Raw genomic sequence first — 17128 nt, forward strand, 5'->3', positions numbered from 1 at the left:
CAATCATCAGAGGGTGCGTATTTGAGACGGGCAAACTCACCCGAGCGAGGGTGGGTTAAGGACGGCCGCACAGGCTGAGCGGACCGTCCTGACGAGAATGGACTTAACCCGTGTTACGCATGCCAGCAGCGACACCGGCAATCGTCACCATCAGCGCCTGTTCGACGCGCGCATCCGGTTCGTCACCGCGAGCTTCTTGAGCACGTGAACGGTGAAGCAGTTCAGCCTGCAGTACGTTCAGGGGATCGGTATACACGTTGCGCAGGGCAATGGATTCGGCAATCCACGGCTGATCCGCCATCAGGTGTGAATCGTTGGCGATGGTCAGCACGGCTTTGATATCGGCATCCAGCTGGTCACGCAGCTGTTGACCTAATGGCCACAAGGATTTGTCCACTAGTCGCTGGTCGTAATATTCCGCCAGCCACAGGTCTGCTTTAGAGAACACCATCTCCAGCATACCGAGGCGGGTTGAGAAAAACGGCCAGTCGCGACACATCGCTTCGAGCTGATCCTGATGGCCTGCCAGCATCGCCTGCTGCAGCGCCGCACCTGCACCCAGCCATGCCGGGAGCATCAGACGGTTTTGGGTCCAGGCGAAGATCCAGGGAATGGCGCGCAGGGATTCCACACCGCCGGTAGGACGGCGTTTGGCCGGGCGTGAACCCAGTGGCAGCTTGCCCAGTTCCTGCTCTGGGGTGGCTGAACGGAAGTAGGGCACAAAGTCGGCGTTTTCGCGCACGTAGCCCCGGTACATGGCACAGGAATCCGCAGAAAGCTGATTCATAATACTGCGCCATTCCGGTTTAGGTTCCGGCGGTGGCATCAGGTTAGCTTCCAGTATCGCACCGGTATAGAGCGACAGGCTGGCGATAGTCACTTCCGGTAAACCGTATTTAAAGCGGATCATTTCGCCCTGCTCGGTAACGCGCAGGCCGCCCTTCAGGCTGCCTGGCGGCTGAGACAGCAGCGCAGCATGTGCCGGCGCGCCGCCGCGACCGATAGTACCGCCACGTCCGTGGAACAAGGTCAGTGACACTCCGGCTTTTTCGCAGGTTTTAATCAGCGCATCCTGCGCCTGATACTGCGCCCAACTGGCCGCCATGACGCCGGCATCTTTCGCCGAGTCGGAATAGCCAATCATGACCATCTGTTTGCCCTGAATAAAGCCGCGATACCAGTCAATGTTGAGCAACTTGCTCATCACATCGTTGGCATTGTTGAGGTCATCAAGCGTTTCAAACAGCGGTGCAACCGGCATCGCAAAAGGTATACCGGCTTCTTTCAGTAACAGGTGGACGGCCAGCACATCCGACGGCGTTTTTGCCATCGAAATCACATAGGCGGCGATAGAGCCCTGAGGCGCTTCCGCTACCACTTTGCAGGTTTCCAGCACTTCGCGGGTTTCATCGTTCGGTTCCCAGCTGCGCGGCAGTAAAGGGCGCTTAGAGTTCAGCTCGCGGATGAGGAACGCTTGCTTGTCGGCTTCTGACCAGCTCTCATAATCGCCCAGCCCAAGGTAGCGGGTAATCTCTGCAATGGCTTCGGTGTGACGGGTGCTTTCCTGACGAACATCAATGCGGACCAGCGGCACGCCGAAGCATTTGACGCGGCGCAGCGTATCCAGCAGTTGGCCGTTGGCAATGATGCTCATGCCACACTGCTGCAAGGATTGATAGATCGCATACAGCGGGTCCCAAAGCTGAGCGTTAGAGACCAGTAGGTCAGCCGGACGTGGTAAACGTTCGCCTTTAAGGCGACGTTCCAGATAAGCCTGCGTGCTCATTAGCTGGCTGCGCAGACGCTTCAAAATCACGCGATAAGGTTCGAGCGCTTCAGGATCGCCACTGAGATCGGCCACTTCCTGGCTGCATTCAGACATCGACAGTTCTGAAATCAGTACGCCAATGTCACGCAGGAACAGGTCGGTGGCTTTCCAGCGGCTGAGCTGCATGACGTGGCGGGTGATGGAGGCCGTGACATTGGGGTTGCCGTCACGGTCACCGCCCATCCAGGAGGTAAACTGCACCGGAACGAAATCGACCGGCAGCTTAATGCCAAACGTCTCTTCTACCTGTTCATTCAGCTCACGCAGAAACGCAGGTACGCCTTCCCACAGGCTGTTTTCAACGACGGCAAAGCCCCATTTGGCTTCATCCACGGGCGTAGGACGGTATTTACGGATCTCATCCGTATGCCAGGCCTGAGCGACCAGTTGGCGCAGGCGACGCATAATCTGGTTACGCTCGTAGTCAGAAATATCGCTGTGATCGAGCTGTTCAAGACAGCTGTTAACTTCGCCCAGTTTATGAATCAGCGTACGACGCGTAATTTCTGTGGGATGGGCGGTCAACACCAGTTCCAGCGACAGGGATTCAATCGCCGCGTGAATAGCACTTTCACTAAGATTGTTTTGTTTGAGCGTTTCGAAGGTCTTTTTTAACAACTCGGGATGATTCGCGCCATCGCCGCTGCGGGAAATGGTTTGATACTGCTCAGCCACGTTAGTGAGGTTCAGGAACTGACTGAAAGCACGTGCGACGGGCAACAACTCGTCATTTGACAGGTTCTGCAGCGTATTCAGCAACGCCTTACGATGCGTGTCATTGCCAGCACGGGATGATTTAGACAGCTTACGGATGGTTTCCACCTGGTCCAGGATGTTCTCTCCCAGCGCATCCTTAATCGTATCCCCGAGCAGTTTGCCGAGCATACTGACATTACTTCGCATTGCGGAATATTGTTCGTTCATGTGACCCTGACACCCTTATCGTCTTGATAAACCTCTATACCCGGTCTTTTCAGGCAGCACAAAAGCCAGCAACGTTGTCCTCTCGGTACTGCCCGAGGTTCTTCAGTTGCTGCCTGTCGCAAGCTGAATAAAGTGGGATGATTGCCCCGTAGGTATAACATCGTCTTTTATCTAGCCACGTAATCATCCGTTCGTCAATTGACTTAAAGTGAAGGAAACATGCAGCTAACTGCTGGAAATTCATGGAATTTGATAGGGGAGAAGCGGGATAAGTTATTCTTATTATCAAATCCCGCAGAATGGCGGGGCATTTTGCTGTTAATTCAGTGAAATGCCCCGATTAATGATAATTAGTGACAGAAATGCTGCACAACCTGGCTTATCAGCGCACGGGTAGGCTTAATAAATGCGGTATCGATAAACTCGTCTGGCTGGTGCGCCTGATTGATCGATCCTGGGCCCAGTACCAGGGTTGGGCAGAGTTGCTGAATGAAAGGCGCTTCAGTGCAGTAATTCACCACTTCCGTCTGAATCCCCAGCAGCGTTTCTACCACTTTAACCAGTTCATGATCAGCGGGGCACTCGTAGCCGGGAATCGGTGGATGCAGTTCTTCAATGGTGATCCGTCCCGGCCAGCGTTCGCTTACTGGTGCCAGTGCTTCATTTAGCAGCCCGTCGAGATCGCTCAGCGTGAGGCCCGGCAGGGGCCGGATATCCATATGCAATTCGCAGCAGGCACAGATACGGTTTGCCGCATCGCCGCCGTGAATATGACCAAAGTTCATGGTCGGATAGGGGATGGCAAAGCCATCGTGGTGGTAACGTGATTTGAGTGTGTTACGCAACTGCATGAGTTCGGTAATCGACTCATGCATTAGCTCAATGGCATTGACGCCGCGTCCGGGATCGCTGGAGTGGCCCGATTGTCCCTGAATACGAATCGCATTAGATATATGGCCTTTGTGCGCCCGCACCGGCTTTAGCGAGGTCGGTTCGCCAATAATGGCGCAGTCGGGGCGAAGCTGGGTGGACTCTGCAAAATATTTCGCCCCTGCCATCGTGGTTTCTTCATCGGCGGTCGCCAAAATGTACAGCGGCTTACTCAGGGTTGTCACATCCACATCACGTAGCGTGTCCAGAATAAACGCAAAGAAGCCTTTCATATCGGCGGTACCCAGACCGTACAGCTTGTTGTCATGTTCGGTCAGGGTAAAGGGATCGCGAGTCCAGCGACCATCATCAAACGGAACGGTATCGGTATGCCCGGCAAGCAGCAGGCCGCCCGCGCCGTTTCCGGTGCGCGCCAGCATATTAAATTTATGACGCGTTCCGGGTACGGGCTGTACTTCCACAGCAAAACCCAGGTCGCGGAACCAGCCAGCCAGTAAATTGATTAAAGTTTCATTGCTCTGATCGAGTGCGGCATCGGTTGCGCTGATTGACGGCGTAGCGATCAACTGGCGGTATAGTTCGATAAAAGGCGGTAATTTTGTCTTCACTGTTGACGGTCCTTGAGTTAGGATGTATCAATATTCATGCATTAATAGTGAATAAAAATACATTAACGTCGTGTGCATGTGAACCTTAAATCGCTGCAAACGACATCGTGGGCAACGGGGCAAGGCCGCGACCCGGAACGTGTGACTGTAATAAAGGTATACAGCCTGATGTTGAATACGCTGATCGTTGGTGCCAGTGGTTACGCTGGCGTAGAGCTTGCCACCTTCCTTAATCGCCATCCACATATCAACATAACCGCTTTGGCGGTATCTGCGCAAAGTCCCGATGCGGGCAAGCGCCTGTCCGATCTTCATCCACAGCTTAAAGGCGTGGTGGATTTGCCGCTGCAGCCGTTGAGTGATGCCGCCGAATGGGCAGACAAAGTGGATGTGGTGTTTCTGGCGACCGCCCACGAAGTCAGCCATGACCTGGCCCCTGAATTTCTTAAAGCCGGTTGTGTGGTGTTCGATCTGTCAGGCGCGTTTCGCGTCAACGATGGCGATTTTTACACCCAGTTTTATGGCTTTACGCATCAGCACGGTGACTGGCTGGATAAAGCCGTTTACGGTCTTGCTGAGTTCCAGCAGGAAAAAATTAAAGAAGCACAGCTGGTGGCTGTACCGGGCTGCTATCCCACTGCCTCCCAGCTGGCGTTGAAGCCCGTGTTAGATGCGGGTTTGCTAAATGACGCGCAGTGGCCGGTAATTAACGCCACCAGCGGCGTGAGTGGGGCGGGGCGCAAAGCGAATGTCGGCACCAGCTTCTGCGAAGTCAGCCTGCAACCTTACGGTATTTTTAATCATCGTCATCATCCTGAGATTGTGGCGCACCTGGGAACGCCGGTGATTTTCACCCCGCACCTGGGCAGTTTTCCGCGTGGGATTCTGGCGACCGTTACCTGCCGCCTGAAGGCCGGCGTAAGCCGTGATGATGTTGCTGAAGCTTTTCATAACGCCTACCACGATAAGCCGCTGGTACGCGTGTACGAACAGGGCGTGCCGGCTCTGAAAGCGGTTGTCGGGCTACCCTACTGCGATATCGGGTTCGCCGTTCAGGGCGAACACCTGATTGTGGTGGCTGCAGAAGATAACCTGCTCAAAGGCGCGGCCTCCCAGGCGGTGCAGTGCCTTAATATTCGTTTCGGTTTCCCTGAAACGCAGTCACTGATTTAACGGACGAGTAAACCATGACCAATCCATTGATTATCAAGCTGGGCGGTGTGCTGTTAGACAGCGAAGAAGCGCTGGCCCGTTTATTTGACGCGCTGCTGGCCTATCGCTCCGCGCATCAGCGCCCGTTGATCGTCGTTCACGGCGGCGGCTGTCTGGTCGATGAACTGATGAAAAAACTGGCGCTGCCGGTGCAGAAAAAGAACGGCTTACGCGTTACGCCTGCCGACCAGATCGACATTATTACCGGCGCACTGGCGGGTACCGCGAACAAAACCCTGCTGGCCTGGGCGAAAAAATATGGCATTCACGCGGTAGGCCTTTGCCTGGGCGATGCAGGCCTGGTTAATGTCACGCAGCTGGATGAAGCACTCGGTCATGTGGGCCACGCCACGCCGGGTAATCCCGCGTTGGTCAATACATTGCTTGCGGCGGGTTATATGCCTGTTGTCAGCTCAATTGGCATTACCGATGACGGCCAGTTAATGAACGTCAATGCGGATCAGGCCGCCACGGCGCTGGCATCAACGCTGGGTGCTGATTTAGTCTTGTTATCGGATGTCAGTGGCATTCTCGATGGCAAAGGCCAGCGCATTGCAGAGATGACGGCTGACAAAGCTGAACAGTTGATTGCGCAGGGCATCATCACCGATGGCATGATTGTTAAAGTGAACGCAGCGCTGGATGCTGCGCGCACGCTGGGCCGCCCGGTTGATATCGCCAGCTGGCGTCATGCCGAGCAACTGCCCGACCTTTTTAACGGTGTGTCCATTGGCACCCGGATTCTCGCTTAACGACTCAGATTCAAGGATTACGAAATGCAAACGCAAAACATCAAAAAAATCGTTCTGGCTTACTCTGGTGGTCTGGATACTTCTGCCATTATTCCCTGGCTGAAAGAAAACTATGGCGGCTGTGAAGTGGTCGCGTTTGTGGCTGATATCGGCCAGGAACGTAGCGATCTGGAAGGCGTTGAGAAGAAAGCGCTGCAGTCGGGTGCATCAGAATGCCACGTGGTTGATCTGCGTGAAGAGTTTATCAGCGACTACGTTTATCCGGTGCTGCAGACCGGTGCGCTGTATGAAGGAACTTACCTACTGGGCACCTCAATGGCGCGTCCTATCATCGCTAAAGCGCAGGTTGAGCTGGCGCTGAAAGTCGGTGCTGATGCCCTGTGCCACGGTGCGACCGGTAAAGGCAATGACCAGGTACGTTTTGAAACCACCTATACCGCGCTGGCACCCCAGCTGAAAGTGGTTGCGCCATGGCGCGAATGGAACCTGCGTTCACGTGAAGCGCTGCTGGATTATCTGAAAGAGCGCAATATCCCGACCACCGCTTCGCTGGAAAAAATCTACAGCCGTGATGAAAACGCCTGGCATATTTCTACCGAAGGCGGCGTGCTGGAGAGCCCGTCTAATGCGCCGAATAAAGATTGCTGGGTCTGGACCGTTGATCCGCTGGAAGCCCCGGATCAGCCTGAAGACGTGACGGTAACCGTTGAAAAAGGGCGCGTTGTCGCGGTGAACGGCGAGAAACTGAGCCCGTTCCAGTGTCTGGAAAAGCTGAACGTGCTGGGTGCTAAACACGGCGTAGGTCGTATCGATATCGTTGAAAACCGTCTGGTGGGCATTAAATCACGCGGCTGTTACGAAACTCCCGGCGGCACCATCATGGTTAACGCACTGCGTGCGGTTGAGCAACTGGTTCTGGATCGCGACAGCTTCAAATGGCGTGAGCAGCTGGGCCATGAAATGTCCTATGTGGTTTACGATGGTCGCTGGTTTGCACCGCTGCGTAAGTCTATCCAGGCGGCGGCAGAGTCGCTGGCAGAAGAAGTCAACGGTGAAGTGGTCCTGCAACTCTACAAAGGCCAGGCCACGGCGACGCAGAAGCGTTCAGCCAACAGCCTGTATTCCGAAGAGTTTGCAACCTTCGGCGAAGACGAAGTTTACGATCATCGTCATGCCGGCGGCTTTATCCGTCTGTTCTCACTCTCTTCACGTATTCGTGCATTGAACGAGCAGAAGAAGTAATCGCAGGCGAGGATCGCCTCGCCTCTCAGTATGACCTCAGGGGCGGCTTTCAGGCCGCCCCTGGTTTAACGACTTGAAGGAGATTCACATGGCACTTTGGGGTGGACGCTTTACCCAGGCAGCAGATCAACGTTTCAAACAGTTCAACGACTCGCTGCGTTTTGATTACCGCCTGGCTGAGCAGGACATCATTGGCTCAGTGGCCTGGTCCAAAGCGCTGGTGACGGTAAATGTTCTGACCGGTGATGAGCAGCAGCAGCTGGAAGCCGCATTGAGTGCATTGCTGGAAGAGGTTCGTGCCAATCCTGAGCAAATTCTGCAAAGTGATGCCGAAGATATTCACAGCTGGGTTGAAGGCCAGTTGATCGAGAAAGTCGGCGCGCTGGGCAAAAAACTGCACACCGGCCGTAGCCGTAATGACCAGGTAGCCACCGACCTGAAGCTTTGGTGTAAGGAGCAGGTCGCCGCACTGCTGGGGGCCACACGTGAGCTGCAGCAGGCGCTGGTCGCCACCGCCGAAGTGAACCAGGACGCGGTGATGCCGGGCTATACGCATTTGCAGCGGGCGCAGCCGGTGACCTTTGCGCATTGGTGCCTCGCCTATGTTGAAATGCTGGCGCGCGATGAAAGCCGTTTGCAGGATACGTTGAAGCGTCTTGATATTAGCCCACTGGGTTGTGGCGCGCTGGCAGGAACGGCGTATGACATCGATCGTGAGCAGCTGGCTGGCTGGTTAGGTTTTGCTTCTGCCACGCGTAACAGCCTGGACACCGTGTCCGATCGTGACCATGTTCTGGAACTGCTCTCGGATGCGTCAATCGGTATGGTACATCTGTCGCGCTTTGCTGAAGACATGATTTTCTTTAACACAGGCGAAGCCGGCTTTATCGAACTCTCAGATAAAGTCACCTCGGGTTCATCCCTGATGCCACAGAAGAAAAACCCGGATGCGCTGGAGCTGATTCGCGGCAAGTGTGGCCGTGTACAGGGCGCGTTAACCGGAATGATGATGACGCTGAAAGGTCTGCCGCTCGCCTACAACAAAGACATGCAGGAAGACAAAGAAGGGCTGTTCGACGCGCTGGATACCTGGCTGGACTGCCTGCACATGTCGGTTCTTGTCCTGGATGGCCTGCAGGTGAAACGTCCTCGCTGCCAGGAAGCGGCAGAGCAGGGCTACGCTAACTCAACCGAGCTGGCTGACTACCTCGTTGCCAAAGGCGTGCCGTTCCGTGAGGCTCACCACATTGTCGGTGAAACGGTCGTTGAAGCGATAAAACAGGGCGTTGCGCTGGAAGCGCTGACGCTGGCGCAGTTAAAGCAGTTTAGTAGCGTGATAGAGGACGATGTCTATCCTGTTCTGGCCCTAAAATCCTGTCTGGATAAGCGTAATGCGCAGGGTGGGGTTTCGCCCGGTCAGGTTGCCCGTGCTATCGCGGATGCCAAAACACGCTTAGCGTAAACGGCAGGCAAAAAAAAGCGGGCATCAGATGCCCGCCAACCTCTAGCTTCAGAAACTACTTTTATTTTAGGCACATCATCAGAGCCGCGGCGCTCCCGGCCGATGCTCAGATTCGTAACGTTTACCCTCTACGCGTTTTAGGGAAGCGCTGACAGCGCTTCTCGTCTTTTTTTTGGCGAAGGGCTCACGACTGTTGAAAACAGGGAGAACACCGTTTTCAACGTTCAGAAAACATTTCCCTGGGTGGCAATGAATCTGAATTGATGTGGGCATTATTCCCATCCGCTCTTGATAGGGCCAATCGTTGGTTGCTATTCTATCTATCGCCACGAGCTATCGTGGAATGGAGGGTAATAATGAATATCCGTGATCTTGAATATCTGGTTTCGCTTGCTGAACATCGTCATTTCCGACGTGCAGCGGATGCCTGCCATGTCAGTCAGCCCACGTTGAGCGGACAGATCCGTAAATTAGAAGACGAATTAGGTGTCATGCTGCTGGAGCGTACCAGCCGCAAAGTGCTGTTTACTCAGGCCGGCCTGTTGCTGGTCGACCAGGCGCGTACCGTTCTGCGTGAAGTCAAAGTGCTGAAAGAGATGGCCAGTCAGCAAGGCGAAGCGATGTCAGGGCCACTGCATATTGGGCTTATCCCCACGACCGGCCCTTATTTGCTGCCGCAGATCATTCCAATGCTGCATCAGACCTTTCCAAAGCTGGAAATGTATCTGCATGAAGCGCAGACGCAGCAACTGCTGGCGCAGCTCGACAGCGGCAAACTGGACTGTGCGATTCTGGCGTTGGTGAAAGAAAGCGAAGCCTTTATCGAGGTCCCGCTGTTTGATGAGCCGATGAAGCTGGCCGTCTATGAAGATCACCCATGGCGCGATCGTGACCGCGTGCCGATGTCCGATCTGGCGGGCGAAAAGCTGCTAATGCTGGAAGACGGTCATTGCCTGCGCGATCAGGCGATGGGCTTTTGCTTTGAAGCAGGTGCAGACGAAGATACGCATTTCCGCGCGACCAGCCTGGAAACCTTGCGCAATATGGTTGCGGCGGGAAGCGGGATCACGTTACTGCCTGCACTGGCCGTACCGGATCAGCGTATTCGTGACGGCGTTTGTTATCTCCCGTGCTACAAACCGGTCCCCCAACGCACTATCGCACTGGTATACCGTCCCGGTTCACCCCTGCGCAGTCGTTATGAACAACTGGCAGAGGCAATCCGAACGCACATGCAAGGCTATTTCGATACGACGTTAAAACAGGCGGTTTAAGCCGTTTAACGCCGCAACACGATAGGCTTCGGCCATGGTGGGATAGTTAAAGGTGGTATTCACAAAGTACTCGATTGTGTTGCCACCATTTTTTTGCTCCATAATCGCCTGACCGATATGGATGATCTCCGCCGCGCGCTCGCCAAAACAATGAATGCCTAAAATTTCTTTGGTTTCGCGGTGGAACAAGATCTTCAGGCTACCCACATTCATTCCAACGATTTGCGCACGCGCCAGATGTTTGAACTGAGCACGACCCACTTCGTATGGCACTTTCATTGCCGTCAGCTGCTGCTCGGTTTTCCCCACAGAACTGATTTCCGGAATGGTATAGATCCCGGTCGGGATGTCTTCTATCAGATGCGCTGAGGCTTCACCTTTCATAATGGCCTGCGCGGCAATACGGCCCTGATCGTAAGCAGCGGATGCCAGACTTGGATAACCAATCACGTCGCCTACCGCATAAATGTGCGGCTGAGCTGTCTGATACATGCTGTTCACTTTCAGCAGGCCACGTCCGTCTGCTTCTAGACCGACATTTTCCAGCGACAGCGAATCAGTGTTACCGGTACGACCATTCGCATACAGCAGGCAATCCGCTTTTACTTTCTTGCCGGATTTAAGGTGCATGATCACGCCGTCATCTACGCCTTCAATTTTCTCGAACTCTTCATTGTGACGAATCACCACGCCGCTGTTCCAGAAGTGATAGGACAGCGAGTCGGACATCTCCTGGTCAAGAAATGCCAGCAGCCGGTCACGGGTGTTAATCAAATCAACTTTGACGTTAAGTCCACGGAAAATAGAAGCATATTCACAGCCAATGACACCGGCGCCATAAATGATCACGTGGCCAGGTTCATGGTGCAGGTTGAGAATAGAATCGGAGTCGTAAATGCGTGGATGGGTAAAGTCGACATCGTGGGGATGATAAGGGCGTGAACCGCAGGCGATGATAAACTTCTCGGCGGTCAGTTTTTCGCGCGTACCGTCATGATGTTCTACCTCGACCGTGTTGGCATCAACAAAATGGGCATCGCCCTGAAAGAGTTCGCAGCGGTTACGCTCGTAAAAACCCTGACGCATCGCCGTTTGCTGGTTGATCACGCTCTCCGTGTGATTAAGGATATCGGCAAAGGATGAACGAAGCAGTCGGGTGTGGTCGCTGTAAAGGGGATTTTGATTGAACTCGATGATGCGGCTAACAGCGTGACGGAGGGCTTTTGAAGGGATGGTTCCCCAGTGAGTACAGCCGCCGCCGATGTTGTGATAGCGTTCGATAACCGCGATGCGTGCGCCTTGCTTGACCAGTCCCATCGCCGCACCTTCGCCGCCGGGTCCTGAACCAATCACTATAACATCGTAATCGTAAGACTTTTGCATACCGATACGTCCTATTATTTATACATTTTTACAACGAGATTCTAACATCTCACCGCGCACTTCTGAATTCTAACAGCGATTTTCATCACGTTTTGCCTTTCAGTGGTGTTTAACAAGCCGTCACAAAGTTTGCCCGACTGTACGCTGAATATTTTGTTATAGTGCTGTTTCAGAACCTCACAAGGCAGAGAGAATGGGTGTCAGAGCGCAACAAAAAGAACGTACAAGGCGTACACTCATCGAAGCTGCATTCAGTCAGCTCAGCGCCGAGCGCAGTTTTGCCAGCCTGAGCCTACGTGAAGTTGCCAGGGAAGCCGGCATTGCGCCCACGTCTTTTTATCGGCATTTCAAAGATGTTGATGAGTTAGGTCTGACGATGGTTGACGAAAGTGGACTGATGTTGCGCCAGCTGATGCGCCAGGCACGCCAGCGTATCGCAAAAGGTGGCAGCATTATTAAAACCTCTATCGCCACATTCATGGAGTTCATCGAGAATAACCCCAATGCGTTTCGCTTGTTATTGCGCGAACGTTCAGGGACTTCTGCGGCCTTTCGCGCTGCTGTTGCACGTGAAATTCAACATTTTATTGCTGAACTGGCTGACTATCTTGAGGTCGAAAATCGCATGCCGCGCAGCTTCACCGAAGCGCAGGCTGAAGCGATGGTGACGATTGTTTTTAGCGCGGGTGCTGAAGCGCTGGACATTGATATCGAGCAGCGACGTAAGCTGGAAGATCGTCTGGTATTACAGTTACGCATGATCGCCAAAGGCGCTTATTACTGGTATCGCCGGGAACAAGAACGTCTGGCGGTAACCCTGGATAAACCTGAAGAGATATGAATAAGGACCCTGCCATGACCCACCCAAGCTCCCGTGATAAAGGCACGATGTTGCTGGCTTTTATTACCGGCCTTGCTATGAACGGCTCGTTCTCCGTGCTGTTTAGTGCTTTTGTTCCTTTTTCTATTTTTCCACTGATTGCGTTGGGGCTGTCGGCCTGGTGCCTGCATCAGCGTTATCTGAACAAAAACATGCCGGATGGCGTTCCCGGCCTTGCTGCCGCCTTTTTCCTGCTGGGCATTTTGGTTTACAGCGCGCTGGTCAGGGCAGAGTACCCGGATATTGGCTCTAATTTCATCCCGACCATTTTGATGGTTGGGCTGGTGTTCTGGATTGCCCTGCGTTACAAGCGAAACCGCAATCGGTAATTAAAAACGGGAACCTTCAGGTTCCCGTTTTTTTACGCTTTACGCGTCAGCAGCACGCCGCATTCCATATGGTGGGTGTACGGGAACTGGTCAAACAGCGCCAGCCGCGTGACGTCGTGGGTTTGCGCCAGTATCCGCAGATTGTCGCACAGGGTTTGCGGATTGCAGGAAATATAGAGAATGGCAGGATAAGCCTGCACCATCTTAACGGTTTCCTCATCCAGCCCGCTGCGCGGCGGATCGACAAAGATCGTCTCGCAGTCATAACTCTTCAGATCGATCCCTTCCAGCCGGTTAAAGCTGCGCACGCCATTCATCGCCTGCGTAAACTCTTCGGCCGCCATGCGAATAATCTGCACGTTATCAACCTGGTTGGCGGCAATATTGTACTGCGCTGACGCTACGGAAGGTTTGGCGATTTCTGTTGCCAGTACCCGGCGGAAATTTCGGGCCAGCGCCAGCGAGAAGTTGCCATTACCACAGTAGAGCTCCAGCAGATCGCCGCGAGAACCCGTGGTGACGTCCAGTGCCCATTCCAGCATTTGAATGTTCATGGCGGCGTTAGGCTGCGTAAAGCTGTTTTCTACCTGACGGTAAATCATCTCTTTACCGGCCACCGGCAAACGCTCATCGACATAATCCCGATCAAGGCAGATTTTGGTCTTGGTCGCTCGGCCAATCAGCTGGACATCAATACCTTCGGCCCGCAATTGATCGCGTAACGTGCTGGCGGCCTGCTGCCATTCCTCATCCAGTTTGCGGTGGTAGAGCAGCGAAATCACGATCTGATGACTCATCGTGGACAGGTAGTCGATCTGAAACAGCTTGTGGCGCAGCAGACGATTGTCCCGAATGGCCGCCATCATTTTTGGCATGACCTGATTGATTAACTCACTGGCCGCAGGAAACTGATCGACGCGTATGCGCTGTTTCGTCTCCTGATCGAAGATAATATGGTAGAGGTCATCACCTTCGTGCCAGATGCGGAATTCTGCTCGCATGCGGTAGTGACTGACGGGTGAACGAAACACCTCCACGGCGGGCGCAGCGAATGGCGTCATCATCGTTTCTAACCGACTGACTTTTTCCGCCAGCTGCGCGTCATACTGTTCAACAGGGAGATGTTCGGGTGTCATGTTTAATCCTGGTTAAGAGCTTACTTGCCGGGCGATTGTAGGCATTCACCTGCCGATGTCCAGTCTTGTACGCTGGCGCAGAAAGACGACGTGCGGAAGTCTGGACTTGCTCATGCGCTCTTCGTAGACTGCTGGCACCGGCCTCAGCCTTGAGTTAATAGGGAATCCAGTGTGAATCTGGAGCTGACGCGCAGCGGTAAGGAATGTCAGGGTGATTGCAATTGCAGACACTGTCCTGCGGGATGGGAAGTCATCACCTGCTATGATTCCCAGCCCGAAGACCTGCCGGTGTGACGTCGCCACTCTTACAATCATCGCGTGCTATCGATTGTATGCCTGCGGCATCCTTTTTCTTTTGGATGCGATAAAAATGAGTAAAACAAAAGCCTCGCTGTTTGCCTTCAGCGCAACGGCGATTTCCCTCTGGGCGCAAAATGGCTTTGCGCAGGGTAATGATGATACGCAAATCGTGACCGCCAATCGTTTTCAACAGCCAGTGTCGTCGGTGCTGGCCCCGACGACCGTGGTTACGCGTGAAGAGATTGATCGCTGGCAGTCCAAAAGCCTCATTGATGTCATGCGGCGTTTGCCGGGGGTGGATATTGCTCAAAACGGTGGGCTGGGTCAATTAAGCTCCATGTTTATTCGTGGAACCAATTCCAGCCATGTTCTTGTGCTGATCGACGGTATTCGTCTTAACCAGGCTGGGATTTCGGGTTCTTCCGATCTCAGCCAGATCCCGCTGTCGCTGGTGCAACGAATCGAATACATCCGGGGTGCACGTTCGGCGGTTTATGGTTCAGATGCCATCGGCGGCGTCGTGAATATTATTACGGGCCGCGATAAGCCCGGCACCACGCTGACCGCAGGTGTGGGTTCTAACGGCTATCAGGCATACGATGGGTCCACCCAGCAGCGGCTGGGTGAGGCGACCACAGCCACTCTGGCGGGGAATTATACCTATACCAAAGGGTATGATGTGGTGGCTAACCTGCCTGATGCCTTTAGCGCGGCCCAGCCTGACCGTGATGGTTTTATGAGTAAAACCCTCTTTGGCACGGTGGAGCACCAATTTAACGATCAATTTAGTGGTTTTGTCCGTGGCTATGGTTTTGACAACCGCACTGCCTACGATGGACAGCAGGTATCTTTCGATCCCAATGCGTTTGTTGATACTCGCCAACTCTACAGTCAAAGCTGGGATAGCGGCTTGCGCTTCAATCAGGGCATCTATTCAACGCAGTTGGTGGCCAGTTACAGCCATACCAAAGACATTAACTACAGCCCTCAACTGGGGCGATATGACAGTACCGCGACCTTTGATGACATTGAGCAGTATAACGTGCAATGGGGCAACACATTGCAAGCAGAGCACGGCACCTTCAGCGGCGGCGTCGACTGGCAAAAAGAAGCGACTCAGCCCGGTACAAACTTCCTGAGTGAGGGCTACGAACAGCGCAACACTGGCCTTTACGCGACGACCCAACAAAAATTTGGCGATGTGACGCTGGAAGGCGCACTTCGTGGGGATGACAATAGCCAGTTTGGCTGGCATACCACATGGCAGACAGCCGCAGCCTGGGAATTTGTAGAAGGTTATCGTGTCTTTGCCAACTATGGCACGGCATTTAACGCCCCTAATTTTGGACAGCTATACAGTGGCTTTGGCGGTAACCCGGATCTCAACCCAGAGAAAAGCAAACAATGGGAAGGGGGTTTTGAAGGCCTGACAGGCCCGGTTAACTGGCGAGTGTCGGGATACCGCAATGATATTGATGATTTGATCTCCTATACCAATAATCGCTATTACAATGTCAACCAGGCCCGGATAAAAGGCGTTGAAACAACGGCATCTTTTGATACTGGCGTGCTCTCTCATTCATTATCTTTTGACTATCTTGATGCTCGCGATGCGACGACAAATCAATGGCTGGCTCGTCGGGCAAAAGAACAGTTTAAATATCAGCTGGATTTAACGCTGTATGATTTCGACTGGTCAGTGAGTTATCAGTATCTTGGCCAGCGTTACGACACCAATTTCAACACGCTTGAAACGGTAAAGCTGGGCGGTGTCAGCCTGTGGGATCTCGCCGTATCGTATCCGGTCACATCACATCTGACCGTTCGTGGTAGAATCGCCAACCTGTTCGATAAAGATTACGAGACAGCGTATGGCTATCAGACTCCAGGAAGAGAGTATTACCTCAGCGGAAGCTACAGCTTCTGACCTGCGCCCGACTGTGCTGGTGTTTGACTCCGGCGTCGGCGGGCTTTCTGTCTATGATGAGGTTCGGCAACTTCTGCCGGACCTGCACTATCTTTATGCGTTCGACAACGCCGGTTTTCCCTACGGAGAGAAAACCGAGACCTTTATTGTCGAGCGCGTCGTGGCGATTGTTGATGCCATTACCCGCCGTCATCCCATTTCCCTGGTCATCATCGCCTGCAATACCGCCAGCACCGTGACACTGCCCGCCTTACGTGAGCGATTTGCCTTTCCTGTCGTCGGCGTAGTGCCTGCGATTAAACCTGCTGCGCGTCTAACGCGTAATGGTGTCGTGGGGCTGCTTGCAACGCGCGCGACGGTTCGTCGCTCGTATACGCATGAGCTGGTGTCGCAGTTTGCCAAAACCTGCAAGATTGAAATGTTGGGTTCAGCCGAACTGGTTGAGCTGGCTGAGGCCAAACTGCATGGCGAAGAGGTGTCGATAGATGAAATCAGGCGCATTGTGCAACCCTGGTTACGTATGGCGGAGCCGCCGGACACAGTGGTGTTAGGCTGTACGCACTTTCCTTTACTGCGCGATGAGCTGCAGCAGATCCTGCCGGAAGGGACGCGTTTAATTGATTCTGGGGCAGCCATAGCCAGACGAACGGCCTGGCTACTGGAAAATGAAGCCCCTGAAGTCCGATCGTCACTGCAAAACGTGGCGTTTTGTACCGAGCTGGATGGCGAAGCGGTGCAATTGTCACCGGTTTTGCAGCGTTATGGCTTCCCATTGCTTGAAAAACTGGCGCTTTAGAAGGTTTTCGTTGAAAAAAACAGCACTCGGAAAATTTATTGAAATTAGCCCTTGTCAGCCGAAAAGAACTCCCTATAATGCGCCTCCACTGACACGGCACAACGGAATACGAAGCGCCGGGTTAAGTAAGGTTCAGAACGATTCGAACCGGTCAGTTAAGCAAAAATAAGTGCTTGACTGATAA

13 protein-coding genes and 1 riboswitch are annotated in these 17128 nt (G+C 53.6%); of the genes, 9 read left to right on the forward strand and 4 right to left on the reverse strand.

The genetic code is table 11. The features are described 5' to 3' along the window. Window positions 1-103 precede the first annotated feature (103 nt). Window positions 104-2752, reverse strand: a complete 2649-nt coding sequence (gene ppc / locus AAIE03_RS18735) for a phosphoenolpyruvate carboxylase (RefSeq protein WP_498563134.1) — start codon at window positions 2750-2752, stop codon at window positions 104-106. Between the two features lie 350 nt (window positions 2753-3102). After that, window positions 3103-4251 (reverse strand): acetylornithine deacetylase, encoded by a 1149-nt coding sequence (gene argE / locus AAIE03_RS18740; protein WP_013027681.1) that lies wholly within the window; start codon window positions 4249-4251, stop codon window positions 3103-3105. 168 nt (window positions 4252-4419) lie between these two features. On the opposite strand from argE, the gene argC reads away from it, so the two are divergent. The 5 genes from argC (at window position 4420) to oxyR (ending at window position 10193) form a co-directional block, all read left to right on the forward strand. Beyond that, window positions 4420-5424 (forward strand): N-acetyl-gamma-glutamyl-phosphate reductase, encoded by a 1005-nt coding sequence (gene argC, locus AAIE03_RS18745; RefSeq protein ID WP_014594874.1) that lies wholly within the window; start codon window positions 4420-4422, stop codon window positions 5422-5424. Between the two features lie 14 nt (window positions 5425-5438). Beyond that, entirely contained in the window at window positions 5439-6215 is a 777-nt protein-coding gene (gene argB, locus AAIE03_RS18750) for an acetylglutamate kinase (protein WP_013027679.1), read from the forward strand. Window positions 6216-6239: 24 nt separating this feature from the next. Continuing rightward, the gene (locus tag AAIE03_RS18755) at window positions 6240-7457 is read left to right on the forward strand and encodes an argininosuccinate synthase (protein ID WP_013027678.1); all 1218 of its coding nucleotides are present in this window, start codon (window positions 6240-6242) and stop codon (window positions 7455-7457) included. A gap of 88 nt (window positions 7458-7545) precedes the next feature. After that, complete coding sequence (gene argH / locus AAIE03_RS18760) at window positions 7546-8919, forward strand: argininosuccinate lyase (RefSeq protein ID WP_498563135.1); 1374 nt, start codon at window positions 7546-7548, stop codon at window positions 8917-8919. A gap of 356 nt (window positions 8920-9275) precedes the next feature. Beyond that, window positions 9276-10193 (forward strand): DNA-binding transcriptional regulator OxyR, encoded by a 918-nt coding sequence (gene oxyR / locus AAIE03_RS18765; protein WP_015699323.1) that lies wholly within the window; start codon window positions 9276-9278, stop codon window positions 10191-10193. On the opposite strand, the gene sthA is transcribed toward oxyR, so the two are convergent. Beyond that, the gene (gene sthA / locus AAIE03_RS18770) at window positions 10176-11576 is read right to left on the reverse strand and encodes a Si-specific NAD(P)(+) transhydrogenase (protein ID WP_013027675.1); all 1401 of its coding nucleotides are present in this window, start codon (window positions 11574-11576) and stop codon (window positions 10176-10178) included. The two genes, oxyR and sthA, sit on opposite strands and share 18 nt — an antisense overlap. Window positions 11577-11769: 193 nt before the next feature. Between sthA and fabR the strand changes: the two genes are divergently transcribed. Both fabR and AAIE03_RS18780 read left to right on the forward strand, forming a co-directional pair. Next, window positions 11770-12417 carry an HTH-type transcriptional repressor FabR gene (gene fabR / locus AAIE03_RS18775; protein ID WP_013027674.1) on the forward strand — a complete coding sequence of 216 codons (648 nt, stop codon included), beginning with the start codon at window positions 11770-11772 and terminating at the stop codon, window positions 12415-12417. 14 nt (window positions 12418-12431) lie between these two features. Beyond that, window positions 12432-12785, forward strand: a complete 354-nt coding sequence (locus AAIE03_RS18780) for a YijD family membrane protein (RefSeq protein ID WP_014604773.1) — start codon at window positions 12432-12434, stop codon at window positions 12783-12785. A gap of 32 nt (window positions 12786-12817) precedes the next feature. On the opposite strand, the gene trmA is transcribed toward AAIE03_RS18780, so the two are convergent. Continuing rightward, window positions 12818-13921: a tRNA (uridine(54)-C5)-methyltransferase TrmA gene (gene trmA / locus AAIE03_RS18785; RefSeq protein WP_013027672.1), complete on the reverse strand. Its 1104-nt coding sequence runs from the start codon at window positions 13919-13921 to the stop codon at window positions 12818-12820. Window positions 13922-14042: 121 nt separating this feature from the next. Continuing rightward, window positions 14043-14225, forward strand: a riboswitch (cobalamin riboswitch). 66 nt (window positions 14226-14291) lie between these two features. Between trmA and btuB the strand changes: the two genes are divergently transcribed. Then, the gene (btuB, locus tag AAIE03_RS18790) at window positions 14292-16148 is read left to right on the forward strand and encodes a TonB-dependent vitamin B12 receptor BtuB (RefSeq protein ID WP_013027671.1); all 1857 of its coding nucleotides are present in this window, start codon (window positions 14292-14294) and stop codon (window positions 16146-16148) included. Then, complete coding sequence (murI, locus tag AAIE03_RS18795; RefSeq protein WP_013027670.1) at window positions 16093-16944, forward strand: glutamate racemase; 852 nt, start codon at window positions 16093-16095, stop codon at window positions 16942-16944. The genes btuB and murI overlap by 56 nt, the downstream gene beginning before the upstream one ends. Window positions 16945-17128 lie beyond the last annotated feature (184 nt).

Source organism: Pantoea sp. Ae19-2, assembly GCF_059801205.1.